Annotated in this window: 12 protein-coding genes; 7 read left to right on the top strand and 5 right to left on the bottom strand. The window is 64.1% G+C overall.

Annotated features, from left to right (window positions below; translation table 11 throughout):
* Positions 1–50 precede the first annotated feature (50 nt).
* Entirely contained in the window at positions 51–2,792 is a 2,742-nt protein-coding gene (gene secA, locus J7I92_RS16370; RefSeq protein WP_214842218.1) for a preprotein translocase subunit SecA, read from the top strand.
* A gap of 145 nt (positions 2,793–2,937) precedes the next feature.
* Here the strand turns inward: secA and J7I92_RS23980 are convergent, their stop codons facing one another.
* Together J7I92_RS23980 and J7I92_RS16360 are read right to left on the bottom strand one after the other, a co-directional pair.
* Positions 2,938–3,486 (bottom strand): Rv3235 family protein, encoded by a 549-nt coding sequence (locus J7I92_RS23980; protein WP_251040033.1) that lies wholly within the window; start codon positions 3,484–3,486, stop codon positions 2,938–2,940.
* Between the two features lie 51 nt (positions 3,487–3,537).
* Complete coding sequence (locus J7I92_RS16360) at positions 3,538–4,230, bottom strand: LysM peptidoglycan-binding domain-containing protein (protein ID WP_214842216.1); 693 nt, start codon at positions 4,228–4,230, stop codon at positions 3,538–3,540.
* A 322-nt stretch (positions 4,231–4,552) separates the two neighbouring features.
* Here J7I92_RS16360 and J7I92_RS16355 point away from each other — a divergent pair, with 322 nt between their 5' ends.
* Positions 4,553–5,125 (top strand): hypothetical protein, encoded by a 573-nt coding sequence (locus J7I92_RS16355; RefSeq protein WP_214842215.1) that lies wholly within the window; start codon positions 4,553–4,555, stop codon positions 5,123–5,125.
* Positions 5,126–5,142: 17 nt separating this feature from the next.
* Here the strand turns inward: J7I92_RS16355 and J7I92_RS16350 are convergent, their stop codons facing one another.
* Entirely contained in the window at positions 5,143–5,358 is a 216-nt protein-coding gene (locus J7I92_RS16350) for a helix-turn-helix domain-containing protein (protein WP_209743503.1), read from the bottom strand.
* Between the two features lie 156 nt (positions 5,359–5,514).
* On the opposite strand from J7I92_RS16350, the gene J7I92_RS16345 reads away from it, so the two are divergent.
* The 4 genes from J7I92_RS16345 to J7I92_RS16330 are packed head-to-tail and all read left to right on the top strand — an operon-like array spanning position 5,515 to position 13,880.
* On the top strand, positions 5,515–6,159 hold the full coding sequence (locus J7I92_RS16345) for an SAF domain-containing protein (protein WP_214842212.1): 645 nt from the start codon (positions 5,515–5,517) through the stop codon (positions 6,157–6,159).
* Positions 6,156–7,466 carry a chromosome partitioning protein gene (locus J7I92_RS16340; protein ID WP_214842210.1) on the top strand — a complete coding sequence of 437 codons (1,311 nt, stop codon included), beginning with the start codon at positions 6,156–6,158 and terminating at the stop codon, positions 7,464–7,466. The genes J7I92_RS16345 and J7I92_RS16340 overlap by 4 nt, the downstream gene beginning before the upstream one ends.
* A gap of 57 nt (positions 7,467–7,523) precedes the next feature.
* The gene (locus tag J7I92_RS16335; protein ID WP_214842208.1) at positions 7,524–12,377 is read left to right on the top strand and encodes an NAD-glutamate dehydrogenase; all 4,854 of its coding nucleotides are present in this window, start codon (positions 7,524–7,526) and stop codon (positions 12,375–12,377) included.
* Positions 12,378–12,410: 33 nt separating this feature from the next.
* Positions 12,411–13,880 (top strand): sensor histidine kinase, encoded by a 1,470-nt coding sequence (locus J7I92_RS16330; RefSeq protein ID WP_214842206.1) that lies wholly within the window; start codon positions 12,411–12,413, stop codon positions 13,878–13,880.
* A gap of 130 nt (positions 13,881–14,010) precedes the next feature.
* Here J7I92_RS16330 and J7I92_RS16325 read toward each other — a convergent pair whose 3' ends face one another.
* Entirely contained in the window at positions 14,011–14,259 is a 249-nt protein-coding gene (locus tag J7I92_RS16325) for a WhiB family transcriptional regulator (protein ID WP_015937605.1), read from the bottom strand.
* Between the two features lie 240 nt (positions 14,260–14,499).
* On the opposite strand from J7I92_RS16325, the gene J7I92_RS16320 reads away from it, so the two are divergent.
* A complete protein-coding gene (locus J7I92_RS16320; RefSeq protein ID WP_396020404.1) occupies positions 14,500–15,006 on the top strand; it encodes a hypothetical protein in 507 nt (168 codons plus the stop codon).
* Here J7I92_RS16320 and J7I92_RS16315 read toward each other — a convergent pair.
* Positions 14,963–19,054: an FtsK/SpoIIIE domain-containing protein gene (locus J7I92_RS16315; protein WP_214842327.1), complete on the bottom strand. Its 4,092-nt coding sequence runs from the start codon at positions 19,052–19,054 to the stop codon at positions 14,963–14,965. The genes J7I92_RS16320 and J7I92_RS16315 overlap by 44 nt on opposite strands.
* Positions 19,055–19,131: the final 77 nt, after the last annotated feature.

Raw genomic sequence — 19,131 nt, 5'->3', positions numbered from 1 at the left:
TAGACTGAACACGCCAGAATTCGGCAGCTTGAGACTGGGAGCAACTTCACGTGGCATCACTTATCGAAAAACTTCTCCGTACGGGTGACAAAAAAACCCTAAGGCAATTGAGGAACTATGCCGATTCCATCAATGCCCTGGAGAGCTCCCTCAAGACCTTCACGGACGCCGAACTGCGTGAAGAAACCGACCGGCTCCGGGAACGGCACCAGGACGGCGAGAAACTGGAAGACCTTCTGCCGGAGGCTTTCGCCGCCGTCCGGGAAGCATCTTCCCGGACTCTGGGAATGCGCCACTTCGACGTCCAGCTGATGGGTGGCGCCGCGCTTCACCTGGGCAACATTGCCGAAATGAAGACCGGTGAAGGCAAGACCCTGGTGGCCACTGCTCCGGCCTACCTCAATGCCCTCGCCGGCAAGGGCGTCCATGTCGTCACCGTGAACGACTACCTCGCCGAATACCAGTCGGACCTGATGGGCCGCGTCTATCGTTTCCTCGGCCTAAGCAGCGGCTGCATCCTGTCCAACCAGGACCCCGCCGTGCGCCGCGAGCAGTACGCCGCGGACATCACCTACGGCACCAACAACGAATTCGGCTTCGACTACCTGCGCGACAACATGGCCTGGGACCAATCGGAACTTGTCCAGCGCGGCCACCACTTCGCGATTGTTGACGAAGTGGACTCCATCCTCATTGACGAGGCCCGTACCCCGCTCATCATTTCCGGTCCGGCCCAGGGCGACACCAACCGCTGGTACAGCGAGTTCGCGAAAGTGGTCCTGCGCCTTCAGCCCGACACCGACTACGAGGTGGACGAGAAAAAGCGCACCGTCGGCGTGCTCGAAGCTGGCATCGAGAAGGTCGAGGACTACCTCGGCATCCACAATCTCTACGAATCCGCCAACACGCCGCTGATCGGCTTCCTCAACAACGCCATCAAGGCCAAGGAGCTCTTCAAGCGGGACAAGGACTACGTCATCCTCGACGGCGAAGTGCTGATCGTTGATGAACACACGGGCCGCATCCTGGCGGGCCGGCGCTACAACGAGGGGATGCACCAGGCAATCGAGGCCAAGGAAGGCGTCGAGATCAAGGCGGAGAACCAGACCCTGGCCACCGTCACGCTGCAGAACTACTTCCGCATGTACAACAAGCTTTCCGGCATGACCGGCACCGCCGAGACCGAAGCTGCCGAGTTCATGAGCACCTACAAGCTCGGCGTGGTGGCCATCCCCACCAACCGGGACATGCAGCGCACCGACCAGTCGGACCTTGTTTACAAGAACGAGACGGTCAAGTTCGACGCCGTCGTCAAGGACATCGCCGAGCGGCACGAAAAAGGCCAGCCGGTGCTGGTGGGCACCACCAGCGTGGAAAAAAGCGAATACCTCTCCCGGTTGCTGGCGAAGGAAGGCATCCGGCACGAGGTCCTGAACGCCAAGAACCACGCCCGTGAAGCCGCCATCGTGGCCCAGGCCGGCCGGAAGGGCGCCGTGACCGTCGCCACGAACATGGCCGGCCGCGGCACGGACATCATGTTGGGCGGTAACGCCGAATTCACTGCGGTCGCGGAACTGGCTGCAAAAGGTCTCGATCCGGAAGAAAACTCGGAAGAATACGAGGCCGCGTGGCCTGGGGCGCTCGAAGCAGCCAAGCAGGCCGTCAAGGACGAGCATGAGGAAGTGCTGGACCTGGGCGGACTCTACGTTCTCGGAACCGAACGCCACGAGTCCCGCCGCATCGACAACCAGCTGCGCGGACGCTCCGGACGCCAGGGCGACCCGGGAGAATCGCGCTTCTACCTTTCCCTGACCGATGACCTCATGCGCTTGTTCAATTCGGGCGCGGCCGAGCGGCTCATGAACAGCTCCGTGCCGGACGACGTCGCACTTGAATCGAAGCTGGTGTCGCGCGCCATTGCCTCCGCCCAGGGCCAGGTGGAAGGCCGCAACGCGGAACAGCGCAAGAACGTCCTCAAGTATGACGACGTCCTCAACCGCCAGCGTGAAGCCATCTACGGTGACCGCCGCCGCATCCTTGAGGGTGACGACCTGCACGAGAAAGTGCAGTTCTTCCTCGAAGACACCATCACGGCCCTGATCGACGAGGCCACGGCAGAAGGCACGGGCGACGACTGGGACTTCAACCAGCTCTGGACGAACCTCAAGACGCTCTACCCGGTCAGCATCACCTCGCACGACATCATCGACGAAGCGGGCGGCAAGTCCCGTATCACCGTGGACTTCCTGAAGGAAGAGATTCTTTCCGACGCCCGTCTCGTCTACCAGGCCCGGGAAGAAGCCATCGGCTCCGAGAGCATGCGCGAGCTTGAACGCCGCGTGGTGCTGTCCGTGATCGGCCGGAAGTGGCAGGAACATCTCTACGAGATGGACTACCTGAAGGAAGGCATCGGCCTCCGGGCGATGGCACAGCGCGATCCGCTGGTTGAATACCAGCGCGAAGGCTTCATCATGTTCCAGGCCATGATGGAGGCCATTAGGGAAGAAAGCGTCGGTTTCCTCTTCAACCTTGAGGTCGAGGTGACTCCCGCAGAGGACGTCCTGGTTGCCGACAGCACCGGGGAGCACACGGAGCACCATGAGCCGCAGGTCCGTGCGGCCGGGCTCGAAGCTCCGGAGAAACCCGCCCAGCTGCAGTACACGGCGCCGGGCGAAGACGGGGCCAGCCAGACGCGCGTGGAGGGAAGGTCTTCCGGGCGTTCGGGAAATCCGGCGAAGGCTGCCGCCCAGGACGGCGCCCGTAAGTCCAGCCCCAAAAAGAAGAAGCGCTAGGAATCGCCGGCTGCTAGGAGCGGCAGCAGGCTGAACATGGTGAGGACCGGAAGACTTCTTCCGGTCCTCACTCACATCCGTGCACGGCCCACGCTCCCCTGGGGCGACGCTTTCATACAGCCTGGCGATGCTCTGAATCGTTTGTTTAGCCGATCTCAAGAGCCGTGATCCGCCACACCTGGTTGCTGCGCTCGAGTCTTACGGCCACCGCACGCACCCTCAGTTCGTCCACGACGACGGCGCTGGCTTCATAGATCCCGGACGCAACTTCGCACGCGCGGACCGACCGGACCGTGGGGTTACGGTGCAGACGGCCGGCAGTCGGTGCTGAGCCTGCGGCAAGCCGGCGGGTCAGGGCGGCCCGGTGCTGCAGGGAGGCAAGGCAACGCGGGTCAAGGCGCCGGGAGAGTTGCTGGAGGGGGCGCGTTCCGGCCAGCACCTCGATCGCGGCCTGCACCGTGCCCCGGGTAATCGCGCAGATTTCCCTGGTCTCACCCACGGCCCTTAGGGACGGCTGGGACTGGACGGATTCGCCCGGGGTGGCCCGGCCCGGCGTTTGCCGAACGTCGGCCGGCAGGGCATGAGGGGGACTGCTGACCGTTGCCGGGACGGCTGTCAGGCGGCGTGCCGGCGGAACACCGGGGACGGGGGGTTCCGAGGCCGGCGTTGTGGGAACCAGGTGCAATGCGCTCATGACGTTTCCTCTGATTGGTGACTGATATCTGAAACTGCGGATAGGGACGGTCTACGACCGGGACGGAGGTTTGAGGACCTGTCCCGGAAGAAGAACATCCGGGTTATCTCCCACAACGGTGCGGTTGGCCTGATACCAGCGCGGCCACTCCAAGGCGATGTCGAGATCGGATGCGGACGAGCCGCCCAGCGCCCTGGCGGCAATGCTCCAAAGGGAATCCCCGGCCACCACCGTGACGTGCCCTTCGTCGTCAACCGGCTGTTGACGGCCGGACCTCACAGGTTGTGCGGCCAGGGGTCCCGGATCTACCACAGGGCTATCGGGTTTCCACCGCGGATCCGTACCGCCGCCGGAATTTGGGGCCGCCGTCAAGGCGGAAATGGGTACGGTATTGCCGTGCCCGCTGCTGCCGTTCCCGAGGCTGCCGGACCCGCCGGGGGTTGGGCCGGAGTTGACCCCAGCAGCCTCCTGTGGAGTGGGTGTCCACACTGCTGCTATTGCTGCCGGGTTGGAAGTTTCATTCCAGCGGGGGTTCGAGGGATCCGTAGCGGCCTGGGCAAGCGGCGCGCCGATCAGCTGCAGTCCGACTGCGGCGAGCGCGATCCGGCGCATAAACACAGGGCTGAACTTTCCCGTGATTTCGGCGGCCCGGCCTTTTCCAGTGCGCTGGAGGGCGGCGGACGCTACTGCAATGAGCATTGACAGGAACCACCAGGCAACGATGATGAGGCCTAGTGTGTTCACGATAAATCCCAGCAAGTCTTCAAACGCCACGGACTGGGACCTCGCAGATGAGCGCTGCCATCGCTCCGTCAACGAGGAACCTGTGGCGGCCAAAAAGAAGCCAAGAAGCAGAATTGCCAGCGCCAGCGCTGCGTCAGAGCCTAGTAGTTTGCCTCGGGAAATCTCCATGCCCCACCCCCGGAGTTTTTGGTGTCATTTGATGCTGTTTGATGAATCTCACCTCAGTTTGAACTCACTACCCGAGTTTTGTCCAGTGATTTGTTTTTGGTTTCCCTCCCGACTGGGCATTGACCCCGGGGCGGGCCAGGCCTAGATTTGCGGCATGCGTTGGGATGCCCTGTTCGGGGACATGGAGGCAGAGCTGGCGTCCGGTGACCGCCTGGCACGTGAGTCGGAAATTGCCGAGCGGTCCCGGACGGACATTGCCGGCGTGGAATTGGCAGACAGGCTCCGTGGCTCCCTGGGCCTCAGGGTGGGTGTTCACCTGGGATCAGACGCAGTATTCGAAGGCACGTTGAGTCATGTCGGGGGCGAAAGCCTCGTACTCGACGAGCATCATCACCAGGTGTTGATTCCGTACGCGGCTGTTTCCAGGTACCAGGGCCTGGGGAGGCTGGCGTTGACGGAGCAGTCGTCAGTCCGGCGAAAACTGGGGCTTGCCAGTTCACTGCGCGGCTTCGCCCGTGACAGGGCGGAGCTGGCGGTGTTCCTTATGGGAGGCACGCAAGGAGGGGCCGGTCTGAGCGGCGTCATCGACCGCGTAGGCCGCGACTATTTTGACCTGGCCATAACCAGGTCAGGAGAGGCCCGCCGCGCCGCCAATGTCAGCCAGGTGGCATCGGTGCCTTTTGCCTCGCTCCGAGCACTGCGGTCCATACGCAGCGCGGCTCTGTGAAAGAGGCTCGAGCCGGGTCAGACGGACTTGGACTTCGTTTGCTGAATCATCCGGTCTGCCTCCGCGTAACGCTCTTCGATGTACTGTTCCAACATCTTTTCTTCGACGCGCCATTGACCGCGGCCACCCACCTGGATGGCTTTGAGTTCGCCGCTTCGGACGAGTGCGTAGGCGGCAGGGGAATTGATCTGCAGCTGTTCCGCTACGTCTGCGAGAGTTAGAAATCGGGGCATGTTCCTATTTTGCCACCAGTGTGGCCAGGTGATGCGGTTATCCACAGTTTGGCGTAGTTTGTCCCTTTGACTTTCGATCCGGCTGTTTTGCCGTAACAATGAGGGGGTCCGGCGCATGTACCAGTCCGGTCAGCGCCGATTGGGGGGAGCTAACGGATGAGTTCAAGTACGTCACCCGCAGGGGCCAGGCTGAAAAAGCCGTCTTGGAAGGATCCCCGGCTCCTACTGGGCTTTTTGCTGGTCCTGGCCTCGGTAGCAGGTGTTGTGTCGCTGGTCGGTGCTGCGGACCGGACCACCGAGGTGTACGCAGCCAAGGGGCCGATTGCCGTTGGCGAGATGCTGACCGCTGAAAGCGTCCATCGGGTCAAAGTCAGGCTTGGCGACGTGGAACCGCACTATGTCACCGCCGAAGCCGGACTTCCGGAAGGCATGGTCGCCGTGCAGCGGATCGGTGCTGACGAGCTCGTCCCGCGGGGAAGCCTTGGCAAACCTGACGCCCTGAACCGCAAGCCGGTAGCCATCACCATAGATGAAGCCCTTCCCGAACAGGCGGCAGCCGGGTCGCGCGTGGACGTCTGGGTCGCACTGCCTGATTCCCGCAACGGATTCAGTGAGCCGAAGCTGCTACTTCCGGGTGCCGAGATTGCTGAAGTCACTCCCGGATCAACCATACTCGGATCTTCCCGTTCCACTGTGGTCCTGGTACTTGTCACGGACGAGCAGATGCCCAAACTGCTTGGTGCGCAAGCGAACAAGGCCAAGATCTCTGTCGTCTGGAACCCTGGCGGCGGAACCCGATGAGTATTCCGGTAGTCACGGTCGGGCAATCCCGGGAAGACCTGGTCGGGGGCTTGGAGCGCCTGCATGGTCCGGTCACCGTCGTGCGGAGATGCTCGGAGCTGACTGAGCTTTTGGCCGCCTGCCAGAGCGGGCTTGCGCGGGCCGCCGTCGTTGCCGAAGGCAGTGACGAATTGACTGCGTCGCTGGTAGACCGGCTCACCGCGGTGGGAGTCGTGATCGTTGCCTTAACGGACAGTGCTGCAGAAACCGCAAGGCTGACTGCTATCGGTGTCACCACGGCACCGGCGGGAGTGGATTCAGCGGCGCTCGCCGGCAGGATCTCGGGGGCCGTCGGCCGGCGCGTCCTCCCCGGGCCGTTTCAGCCGGAGGGCAGCGGACTTGCGGACACAGGCGCAGCCATCCGTACCGTGGCAGGTGCCGATGATGACGGGCCGGCCGAGCCGGCCGGTGCCGGAAAGGTCCTTGCTGTCTGGGGTCCGGCCGGCTCTCCCGGACGAACGCTTGTGGCGGCCAACATTGCCGGAGAATTGGCGGCAGCAGGCAATTCGGTGCTCCTCGTCGACGCTGACACCTACGGGGCGAGCGTAGCGGGATTGCTGGGCCTGCTGGACGAGTCAGCCGGGCTGGCGCAGGCCTGCAGGCTGGCTGACCTGGGGCAACTGGATGCCGACGCACTACTGAAGATTGCCGCTCCCATAGTCCTCAAGGCCGGTAGGCTCCGCGTCCTGACCGGGATCACCCGCGCCGACCGATGGACCGAGCTGCGGGCATCCGCCCTCGGCGTGGTGCTTGAGAAAGCGCGGGAGATGGCGGACTACATCGTGGTGGACACCGGATTCTGCCTTGAGGCGGACGAGGAACTGAGTTTTGACACCATGGCTCCGCGCAGGAACGCGGCCACGCTCCGGAGCCTCGAACTCGCCGATACCGTATATGCCGTAGGATCGGCAGACTCAATTGGGGTGCCGCGGCTGGTCCGGGGCCTGTCCGAGCTTGAGGCCGCCGTGCCGCAGGCGTCACCGCGGGTCATCCTGAATAAAGTTCGCGCATCAGCGGCCGGACGCTTCCCCGAACGACAGCTCAGGGAAGCCTGGGAAAGGTACGGGCCTGCCGAGGGCATTGCAGCCTTCCTGCCCTCGGACGGCGCAGCCACCGACTCGGCCTTGTTGTCCGGCAGCCTTCTGCTCGAGGCAGCACCCGAATCCGCGCTCCGCCTTGCACTCTCCAATGTGGTTTGTGCACCTGCCCAGCAAAAACGGCGATCCTCTGTTTTTTCTTCCACAGCGAAGCGTCGCCTAAAGGGCTAGGCTCGCCATAAGGGCTGCAAAGAGGCAGCTATGAACTTCTGATGGAGGCGTTTGTCGATGTCGTCTGGGTCCAGCGTGGAGGATCAGTCCGTTGTGTCAGGAGCCCGTGAAGGGTTCCTCCGGGACTATTACGAGCACCTCGCGGAGGAGGATTTCCGGGCGTATTCGCCGGATGTCCTGGCCTCCCGCGCCGAAACCCACCGAGAAGTGGCGGCTCTCCGTGTTCCGGGCACGGCCAACATCAAAATCGTTGACGAACCCGACCAAAGCGTCGTTTACATTGTCACGGACGACATGCCGTTCCTGGTGGATTCGGTCAACGCCGAACTCGTTCGGCAGAACTCGGCAATCCACCTTGTCCTTCACCCGCTGTTCGTTGTCACCCGCAACCGGGAAACAGCGCGGCTGGTCAAGGTGGACAGGGTCCCCTCAAGCATCGGCATTTCCAGCGGTGACACCGCGGCCATGCCGAGCCTGTCCCATCTGATTGCCCAGGGAGATAACGCCTCGCACATGGAGTCTTGGATCGCGGTGGAAATCGACCCGGCCGGCGAGGAAGCACACCAGCGGCTGATCGAAGGCCTCCAACGCGTGCTCGGGGACGTTCGTGCGGCTGTCGAGGACTGGCCGAAGATGCGCAACAAGGCCCTGCAGATAGCCCAGGACCTGGACAAGGTGGCCAACGCCTCGCAGATCGAGGAGCTGCGCCAGGCCCAGGACCTTCTCCGATGGCTCGACGAAGGCAACTTCACCTTCCTCGGTTACCGCGAATATGACCTCGTCAACGAGGCCGGCGAAGACGTCCTCGAACTCCGGGAGGACAGTGGCCTGGGACTGCTGCGTAGCGGGGCGGACGGACACCACGTTCAACACCTCACCGTCGCCGGCCGAAAGAAGGCGCGTGAAAAGCGCGCCCTGGTCATCACCAAAGCGAATTCCCGCTCCACCGTGCACCGCCCGGCGTACCTCGACTACATTGGCGTCAAGAGTTTCGATGCCGCCGGAAATGTCAACGGTGAACAGCGTTTCATTGGCCTCTTCGCCACCAGTGCCTACGCCGGCTCCGTCAGGAACATTCCGATCGTCCGCGAGAAGGTCGAAGCTGTGCTGCGCGAAGCGGGGTTCCCGCCGCACTCCCACTCCGGCAAAGACCTGCTGGGAATTCTCGAAACGTACCCCCGGGATGAGTTGTTCCAGATCGAAGTCTCCGACCTCGCAGCCACGGCAACCGGCATCCAGCGGCTGCAGGAACGGCGACGCACGCGGCTCTTCCTCAGGCCCGACATTTACGGCCGGTTCATGTCCGCGCTCGTGTACCTTCCCAGGGACCGGTACACGACAAACGTCCGCCTCCGCATCGAGCAGGAACTGCACGAGATCTTCCACGCCGTCTCCATCGACTACGAAGCCAGGATGACGGAATCCGCGCTGGCAAGGCTGTTCTTCCGAATCCGGCTGCCGAAGGATGCCGACGTCAGTGACGTCAACACCGAAGAGCTGGAGAAGCGGCTTGTCCGGGCGGCGCGTTCGTGGAGCGAAGGCATCACGGAAGTGCTTCGCGCCAGCGCCGGGAATGGCGACAACAAGGGGCTTGCTTCTGTCTGGGCGGAAGCCTTTCCGGCGAGCTACCGGGTGGACTATGAGGTGGAGGATGCCCTGACGGACATTGCCCGCTTTGAGCAGTACGGCGCGGCCGCTGAGCGGGCTGGCAAGGGCCCGCAAGAGCGCCCCGGGGTCCACGTGTATCTGCCGGACGGGGCAGGGGCCACCCTTGAAGAGGATGCGCGCGTCAAGCTGTACATGCTGGAACCGAAAAGCCTGAGCCAGATTCTCCCGTACTTCCACAACCTTGGCCTCGAAGTGCTAGATGAACGGCCCTTTGAAATCGAGACCGCGGACAAGCGCGACTACTTCCTCTACGACCTGGGCCTGAAATACCCCGCCGGTGTAGATCCGCTCGCAACGGGCCAGCTGCTTGCGGAAGCCTTCGGGGCCGCCGTGTCCGGTGACGTCGAGTCGGACAGCTTTGACCGGCTGGTCCTGCGCGAGGGCATGCATTGGCGCCAAATTGTGGTCCTCCGCGCATACGCCAAGTACATGCGCCAGATGGGCAACACCAATTCCTTCGGCTTCATCGCCGACACCCTTCTGGCCAATGCGGATGTGACGCGGACGCTTAGCGCCCTGTTCGCGGCGCGCTTCGACCCTGCCCTCGAGGATGATGCACGCACGCAGCGACTGGCAACAGTCCGGGCACAGCTGGCGGCTGCCATCGAGCAGGTTGCCACGCTGGACGCAGACCGTGTGCTGCGTACTTTTGCAAACCTCATGGAGGCCACGCTTCGCACCAACTTCTACCAGCAGAAGCCGTACCTGAGCTTCAAACTGAATCCGGCAGCAATCAACGGGCTTGCCTTTCCGCGTCCGATGTTTGAAATCTGGGTGTACTCGCCACGGGTGGAGGGCGTGCACCTCCGCTTCGGCAAGGTGGCCCGCGGCGGGCTGCGCTGGTCCGACCGGCGTGAGGACTTCCGGACCGAAATCCTCGGCCTTGTGAAGGCGCAGACGGTGAAGAATGCTGTCATCGTCCCAACCGGTGCCAAAGGCGGATTCTTCGCCAAGAAGCTCCCGGACCCGGCCACCGACCGGACGGCCTGGATGGCGGAGGGCGTCGAAAGCTACAAGACGTTCATCCGCGGGCTGCTGGACCTCACCGACAACCTGATCACGACTGCCGACGGGGAAGAAGTGGTTCCGCCGGCCGACGTCGTCCGCCACGATGACAACGACTCCTACCTTGTCGTCGCTGCCGACAAGGGGACCGCAACCTTCTCGGATATCGCGAACGGCCTCTCGGACGAGTACGGTTTCTGGCTGGGGGACGCCTTCGCTTCCGGCGGCTCGGTGGGCTACGACCACAAAGCCATGGGGATCACCGCACGGGGCGCCTGGGAATCGGTCAAACGGCACTTCAGCGAACTGGACCTCGATACCCAGACGGAGCCGTTCACTGTGGTGGGCGTCGGCGACATGTCCGGGGACGTCTTTGGCAATGGCATGCTGCTCTCCCGGCACATCCGGCTGATCGCGGCGTTCGACCACCGTCACATCTTCCTGGATCCGACTCCAGACGAGGCCGCATCATACGCTGAGCGGCAGCGTCTCTTCGCCCTGCCCCGGTCCTCCTGGGACGATTACGACAAGTCCCTCATCAGCGAAGGCGGCGGCGTCTTCGGACGGCAGGCGAAATCCATCCCCGTCTCGGATCAGGTGCGGGCCGCCCTCGGGCTTCCGGACGGCACCACGGAGCTGAGCCCGCCGGAACTCCTTCGTGCCATTCTTCTCGCGCCCGCCGACCTGCTGTACAACGGCGGCATCGGCACGTACGTGAAGGCAAGCACAGAAACTCATGCGGAGGTGGGGGACAAGGCCAACGACGCAATCCGCGTTGACGGCCGCGATCTTCGCGTCAAGGTGGTCGGAGAAGGCGGAAACCTGGGCCTGACCCAGCGCGGACGGATCGAAGCAGCCTTGCAGGGAGTCATCCTGAACACGGACGCCATCGACAACTCGGCCGGCGTCGACTGCTCGGACCACGAAGTCAACATCAAGATCTTCATTGACCGTATGGTCGCCGCTGGCAAGCTCGATGCCGCCGAGCGGTCGGACTTCCTGGCGTCCATGACGGATGAAGTCGGCCGGCTCGTGCTGGAAGACAACATCGACCAGAACATCCTGCTCCTCAACGACCGCATGCGTGTTGCGGAGTGGAGCCCCAGCTATGAGCGGCTGATGGACTGGCTGGAAAAATCGGCCGACCTCAAACGCGAACTCGAAGCCCTGCCCACAACCGCAACCCTCCGGGAACGCCTGGAACAGGGGCAGGGGCTGACCTCGCCGGAGCTCTCCGTGCTGGCCGCCTACGCGAAGATTGAACTCGCAACGGCACTGCGGGAGAGCGATCTTGCCGACGATCCGTGGTTCAGGCAAACCCTCCGTTCCTATTTCCCCAAGCAGCTTCGGGAAAGGTTCGACGCCGAGCTCGACACCCATCCGCTGCGGCGCGAGATCATCGCCACGGTGGTTGCCAACGACATGATCAACCTGGGTGGCATCACGTTTGCCTTCCGCACCATTGAAGAGACGTCGGCCAACGAAGCCGCTGTAGCCAAGGCCTTCGTCGCCCTCCGCGAGATCTACGAGCTGGATATCATGGTGGGCGAGCTCAACGACCTGCCGGCGTCCTTCCCCACGGAGCACTGGAGCACCGTGCACCTGGACATCCGCCGACTCCTGGACCGTGCCGTCCGTTGGCTCCTCGGCCAGGGTGGTACGTCCCGGCCGATTTCCGAAATCGTGGGCGAATTCAAGCCGCTCATGGATCCGATGCGTGCCCGACTTCTCGACTACCTGCGGGGAGAGGACCGTGAACGCGTGGCGTCATGGCTCGAAAAGGCCCGCAGCTGGGAGCTGCCGGAGGACCTCGCGCATCGCTGGGCCGAACTGTTCGAAAGCTTTGTGCTGCTGGATATCGCCAAGATCGCCCACAACAAGGTGGAGCCGGTGGAAAGCATCGCGCAGGTGTACTACACCGTTTTCGCACGGTTCCACGTGGACTCCCTCCTCGAACGGATCACAAAGCTTCCACGCCGGGACCGGTGGCAGGCCCTGGCACGCGCTGCCCTTCGCGATGACCTCTACTCCACGATTTCGGACATCACTACGTCAGTCCTCGAATCGACCTCCCCGGGAACCCCGGCGGAGGGCCGGTTGCGCGATTGGGAGCGCCTGAACGCCGAACAGCTGGGCCGCGCCAAGAGCATGTTTGACGAGGTCAACTCGCTCGAAGCGGACGATATGGCGTCACTGTCGGTAGCATTGAGGCTCTTGAGGTCAATCGTCCGACGCTAGGGATCCGTTCCAAGCGTCGAATCTGGAGGTGTAGTGGCAATCTTTACGGACCCCATCAGGGAACATGCTGATTTCGGGCCGGGGGATGCTGAATGGCTGCACCTCCTGGTGGGCGACTGGCAGATGGTCGCCGACCTTGCCTTCGCGGACCTTGCATTGTGGTTTCCGCATCCTGAGTTCGGGTATGTGGCACTGGCCCATGTCCGCCCCTCCACCACGCATACGGTGTTCCACGCCGACTTCGTGGGGGAGGGGATCAGGTCGGACCTGCGTCCCCTCGTGGACAAGGCCTGGAACAGCCGCACCATAGAGCGGTCCAGTGAAACCAACTGGAGCAGCGACATGGCGCTCCGGGTGGAAGCCGTTCCCATGGTCAGGAACGGCCGGACGCTGGCGGTCGTGACCACCCACATGGACTTGTCCAGTTCCCGGATGCCGTCCAGGCTCGAGCTGACCTACAGGCAATGCGCCTACGATTTGCTCCGGATGGGAACCCTCGGTCTGTGGCCCGATTTTGCGTCGCCCACGGGCTCCCGGCGCGGCGCACCCCGCGTGGGAGACGGCCTCATCAGGCTCGACGCTGACGGTATCGTGCAATACGCCAGTCCCAATGGCGTCTCCGCGTTCCGGAGGCTGGGCGACGGCGAGTCCCTGGAAGGCAGGTCGCTGGCAGAAGTCACGGCGGGCTTGCTGCGGGACCGCCGCATGGTGGACGAAACCCTGCCGCTCGTGGTCACCGGCCGGATGCCGTGGCGCAGTGAAATCGAATCCCGCGGAGTAAGCCTGTCCCTTCGGGCCATCCCGTTGCGGGACGAGCAGCAGAGATTCGGGGCGCTGGTGCTTTGCCGGGACGTCTCGGAGCTGCGGCGCCGGGAAATGGAACTCGTAACCAAGGACGCCACGATCCGGGAAATCCATCACCGGGTGAAGAACAACCTGCAGACCGTTGCTGCTCTCTTGCGGATGCAGTCGCGCCGGATGGTCAGCGACGAGGCCAAGCAGGGCCTCGAACAGGCCATGCGGCGGGTTGCAACCATCGCCCTTGTCCACGAAACCCTGTCCCAGGGACTCACCCAAAGTGTGGACTTCGACGAGCTGATCGGCCGCCAGTTCCGTTTGTCAGCGGAAGTCGCCTCGCCGTCCCAGCAGGTCAAGACAGCCCGCTCCGGGCTGTTCGGTGAGCTGCCCAGCGATTTCGCCACCCCGCTCGCGCTCGTGATCAACGAACTGGTGACAAACGCCGTCGAACACGGCCTGGAGGGAAGAACCGGAACTGTCTGGCTTCTGGCCGACCGTTCCGAAGGCGAGGACGGTGACGAGTTCCTGACCGTGACCGTCGCCGATGATGGAGTGGGGCTGCCCGACACGCCCCACATGGAAGGCCTCGGCCTGCAGATCGTGCGGACGCTCGTCACCAGCGAACTCGGCGGGAGCATCCACTGGAAACCCCGCGACGGAGGCGGCACTGCGGTGCAGATCGTCCTGAACCTGCAAAAGCGGTAGGCGAGGGCCGCTGGAGAAGAACCCGTAAAGTGGGGACCTTTGTAGAAGCAGGCCCTTAAATAGGAAGCGGCCGCGGACTCTGTAGTCCGCGGCCGCTTTCTATTTGCTCAGTAAGGCCGATGCCGCTGGGTCAGGAGGCGCGACGAGCGCGTGCAGCGCGGCGCTTGAGGGCACGGCGCTCGTCCTCGCTCATGCCGCCCCAGACGCCGGCATCCTGTCCGGATTCGAGGGCCCACTGGAGACACGTGTCCACCACGGGGCAGCGGCGGCACACACTCTTGGCTTCCTCGATCTGCAGGAGAGCGGGTCCGGTGTTTCCTACGGGGAAGAACAGCTCCGGGTCCTTTTCGAGGCACGCTGCGCGGTTACGCCAATCCATGCTGATCAGTCACTCCATTCCTGGGAACTCGTTGAGAGCCCCTTGTGAAAATATTCACTAGAGGCTACATAAGAAAGGGACCCTGTTGGGTCCCCTTGGTCATCTGAATTAAGCGTGTCATGTTAACGCTGTGTAAACAAGGGGTAGTCGTCTAAGAAGTGCCTCTTAGGCGTGAGCGATACGTCACATAGAGCGCCAGCGCCCTCCCCGCTAGTCGACTATGTCCGGTAGGGTGCCAGTGTGTCAAGACCCCCTGAGAACCACTCCGATGCCAGCCCTGAGCCGCGCAAACCCGGCCCAAACGATGGTTCCGGGGCATCACCCGGCCCTTTTCCGGCGGAGGCCGGGACGGCGCGGCCGCGGGCGATCATGGTCCTGTCGCTGATTGTCGCCGCTGAAGCGACGGCTCTCCTGGTTGCAGCCGGCTGGTACGCCGTCCAGCTGACCACGGGAGCTCCGGTGCTTTCGTTTTGGGGTGCGGTCTTTACGCTGGCCCTCCTGCTTTCTTTTGCAGCATGGCTTTTTGCCGTTACCTATTTTCTGTTCCGCGGTTTCCGCTGGCCGAGGGCGGGAGCCCTGGTGGCCCAGTTGTTCGTGCTGACCATCGGATTTCCGACCTTGACCGGCGGTTACGTTGCCGCAGGAATAGCCATGCTGGTACCGGCCTCCGTTGCATTGGTCCTGCTGTTCACCAAGAGGGTCATCAGCTTTGCTTCCCGTGCAGCCGGGGCGCCCCCGGCCCTTTAGTCCAACCCGATGCGGCTGCCAGCTGGACGGGCGCTGGACGGCCGTCAGCAATGAGGACGGCTCTTCCGGGGGGAGGGTTCCCCTCCAGCTCAAAACGAATGCCGAAAAAATCTCCGTCCGTGATGTTTCGCGGGGCGATGAGGAGTCCGTTGCCGCTTCCGCGTGCATGCGCGGCCAGCGGCACCCGTTGGCCCAGCGCCGGGCTGAAAGCGGCGGTCAGTATCACCGCAAACCCGAGGCCCTGGAGGTCTGCGAGATGCCGGTTGGCTTCCGGCGTCAGGGTGTCGGGGTCGTCCACCAGCAGCACGGCGTCCTTGTTGACCGTGCCGGCGGCAGCGCTCGCGCGGACGCCCGCCCAGTAGCTGTCGGCAGAATTTTCCGGACCAGGCACCAGCCATTCGGAAATATGGGGGTTCAGCTGCGGAAGTGCAGCAAGGAACGAACTCCTGCCCGAAGACGGTCCGCCCAGGACCGGCAGGATGGCTCCCGGCGGGAGCCGGACGACGGCGGGCACAAGTTCGTCACCGCCGAGGCCGACGGTTATCCTGCGGTCCTTGTTGCCGCTGCCGGCAGCCCCTGCCATTGGCGGGGCTGGGGTATGTGCAGCACGTGCCAGGACATCGGACACGGCCAGGTAGGCGGGAAGGGCCTCGACCCTGAAGGGTTTGACGGCTGGTTCCTTCACCTCGACTCCGCTTCCAGTTGCCTCCTCGCAGGGCAGGTAGAACTGGGCCGCTGATCCCGGGGTGTCCGTGAACGGGCCGAACACCACCGCACGTCCCCGAATGCGGGGGACATCCGGGAGTCGCGGCCATGCCAGGCGGCTTTCTTCGGTTGAGCCTTTCGGGAAGTAGGCCCGGTTGGGGATACCTGCGAACTGCCGGCCGGTTACCACCTCCCGGTCTCCGGACATGAGCACTGTGATGCCGGCTCCGGCGCCATCACGGACGATGTCCTGGACCAGGTCTTCCGCCCAGGCCAGCGGCCCCGCCCGGAACGCAGAAACCCAGGAACCCCAACCTGAGAGCAAGAGGACAATCGGCGGGGGTAGTTCGTCCGTCGGGCGCCTGAGCCGAAGAGAAAGTTCGAGGGCAACTCGTTCGAGGATCCGAACGGCACGGCGGAGTTCGTCCGGGCCGGCCACCGCGCCGACCCTTGGATGGCCGCGGCCGGAGCTGAACGACGTGCCGGCATCGAGAATATAGAGGTGCGACTCCGCGTCCTGTCCCATGAGCTGCTGCACTGCCAGGGACAGGGCATCGTCCACCCCGCTGCCTGTTCCCCCGACGAGGGCCAGATGACCGTGGTCGCCTGGCCGCCAGCTCAGACGGGAAACCCGTTGCCGGTCCGGCTCGTCCACTAATCCGAGCTGGACACACCAGGCGGCGGGATCAGCGCCACCGCGCGGGCCGGCTCCCCCCGGGTCCTGCTCCTGGTGGAACACCGTCAGGCCGTCAGCAGGCGGTGCGGTGGAAGACTGGATGATCATCGGCGGCAACGGCGCTGCCACAGGGCGGCGGGGCGCTGCCCCTCCCATGCCGGCCCAGAGCTTTACCAGGGATTCAACAATGGGCCCGGCAGCCTGGGCCGGAGAAGGCAGTAACGGGGCGTCCGTGTTCCCGTCCCGGGCTGCCAACACAGTCCGCAGAGCTTCTGTAGCGAGGCAGATCGTGACGCCGGAAGCGGTCAGCGCCGCTGCCGCGCCGGCCAGGGAGGCGGTCTGGAACTCGACCGGCTCTTCCGTCCCGCGCGCGAGATAGGCGCGGCCGGGGCTTCCCAACGGGATGCCCGCGGCGATCCGTGAATTGATGATGTCCGCGGATTCCATCTCCGACTGGACCCGCAGCGCAATGCTGGTAGTGACGTTCGCGCGGATGTCTGCTGTCAGCGCGCCCTGCGGCCGCTGGGTTGCCATGACGAGGTGTATGCCCAGCGACCTGCCAATTGCCGCGATCCGCATCAACTCCCGCAGGGCTTCGGGAGCGTCTTCGACGAGCATGCGGAACTCGTCGATGATAAGTACGAGATGGGGGAGTGGCCCGGCGAGGGAGCCGGCCGCCCTGTAGCCCGCAAGGTCCGGGGCCTGGACGGCTGAAAGCAACTCCTCCCGGTACCGGATTTCGGCCCGCAGGGAAGTCAGCGTGCGCTCCAGTTCATTCCGGGTGAGGTCCGTGAGCATGCCTACGCAATGGGGCAGTCCGGTCAGCGGTCCCAGACCGGAGCCGCCCTTAAAATCGAAAAAGAGAAAGTTGATCTTGTCCGGCGGGTAGCTGAGGGCCAGCGCGGCCGTCAGGCCCCGGAGGAGTTCGGATTTTCCGGAACCGGTGGTTCCGGCAACGAGAAGATGTGGTCCGTCCGAGTCAAGGTCAAGCATCCTGGGTCCGTGGGCGGCCATCCCGATGGGCACGGCCAGACCGTGCCGCCGGTGCCCTGCATGCCAACGGGCTGGTGTCTGTGTTGCGGAGCCGGGAAGGAGATCCGCCAGGGAGCAAGTCTGAGGCACGAGCGGCTTGGCAGTCGGACTGCCGTCAAGCCGCGAAGCCATGTTCCGGCAATATCGGTCGAAGGCCCGCTCCGGCACAAGGTCGGGGAAGAAGCCCTTTATGGCGTCTGCGGATAGCCGGCCGACAGTTCCGCGCAGTTCGATGACAGCGCCGGAGTCAGCGGCGCCATCCCTGGTGCAGTCAAGAACGTGCCAGCCGCGGCTGATTGCGCTGGCGGTCACGTCCGGGATTCCGGCTTGTCCGGGCCCGCCATCCATGAGGATCAGCACGCCGCGTTCGCGTGTCCGGTCAACGTCCCGCTCCAGCAGGTCCAATGTTGTCCGGGGGTTGGAAGAAAGCACAACGGGCGGGAGATAACGGGCGGCCAAGGGCAGGAGCCGGGCCGCCCCATGCACCAGGATCCGCGTCCGTTCCGCAGGCCGGAAACTGGTGAGCTGCATGATGATGAACCGGACCAGGCCGGCGACATCCTGCTGCGGTCCCCGGACGGAGGCAAGGTCCGACAATTGGAGTGTCATAGGCATGAGACCTACCGTGGGCGCCTCGAAATCGGGTTCTGCAGGATCCAGGCTGATGTTGGCCTGTTGTTCGGCAAGCCCGAGGCGCAGCACGATCTGGTCGTCGGGAGATGGCACACCTCCAGGGCCGGCGTGTTCCGGTTGCCCCCGGAGGACGAGCTCGGCGGCAGACGGCGCGGAACGCCGTCGTCGTTCCTTGTCTTCTTCGACCGCGGCAGCGACTGATGCCCTCAGCCGGCGACGCTGGCGGCGGCCGGCCAGCAAGGGAACGAGCACGGAGACCGCGGAAACCGCAGTGAAGGCCAGAAACATCCACATCCCCGTGATGACGGCGAGGCCCACGCCGATAAGGAGGGGCAGGGCCGCAGTGACGAGGAGAAGGCCCCTGTTGCCGCCCTCGGCCCGGTGCGGGATCTTGATGGGCTCGGCCACGCTGGAGCCGGCGGCAGCCCACTCGGGGAGCCGTTCTGCCGGATTGGGGCCGGACACCACGGAGAGGGTCGAATTGCCGCAGCTGATCAGGGAACGTGTCGACACCGCGGATTGCCCAACCCTTTTCCCGTCAACGAGGGTTCCGTTGATGCTGCCCAGATCGGTGATGATGATGGCTGTGTCGGTGACATCCAGCCTGGCATGCTCGCGGGAAAGGGCAGCATCAGGAAGGGCGATTTCGGTGCCGCTCCGGCCGATCCGGTACGTGCCGCGCCGCAGGGGCAGCACAGTTCCGGCAGCGGGTCCGCTGTGCACGGCGATAAGCAAGGCTGCGCCCTTGGTGTCCCCGGTATCCGTGGCGAGCTCTCCTGCCCCGTCCACTAAGACAGCCCCGCTGATGAGTGGCGGCGTTCCAAACACGAGGCGGGACAACGGAAGGCCGCCTACCGTTAGCTCGCCCACACTGTACTCCCGTTCCATGGCCTGCTGCACGTCGAGCCCGCTGCTGCCGTGCGGTGCCTCGACGGTGAGTTCGAGCGGGGGACACGGGCTGGTGGCATGGGGTCCCCGGACGAGCGTGCAGTGGAGCGTCATCACGTGCTTTCCGTTGGGAAGGGGGTTCTGCCCAAGCTACCGCCGGGCACGGCCCGCGAGCACCGCCCTCAACGCAC

Source organism: Arthrobacter sp. ISL-72 (assembly GCF_018613755.1).
Classification (GTDB): Bacteria; Actinomycetota; Actinomycetes; order Actinomycetales; family Micrococcaceae; genus Arthrobacter.
The sequence above is the reverse complement of the archived record's forward strand: the minus strand, read 5'-3'. Positions and strand labels throughout refer to the sequence as shown.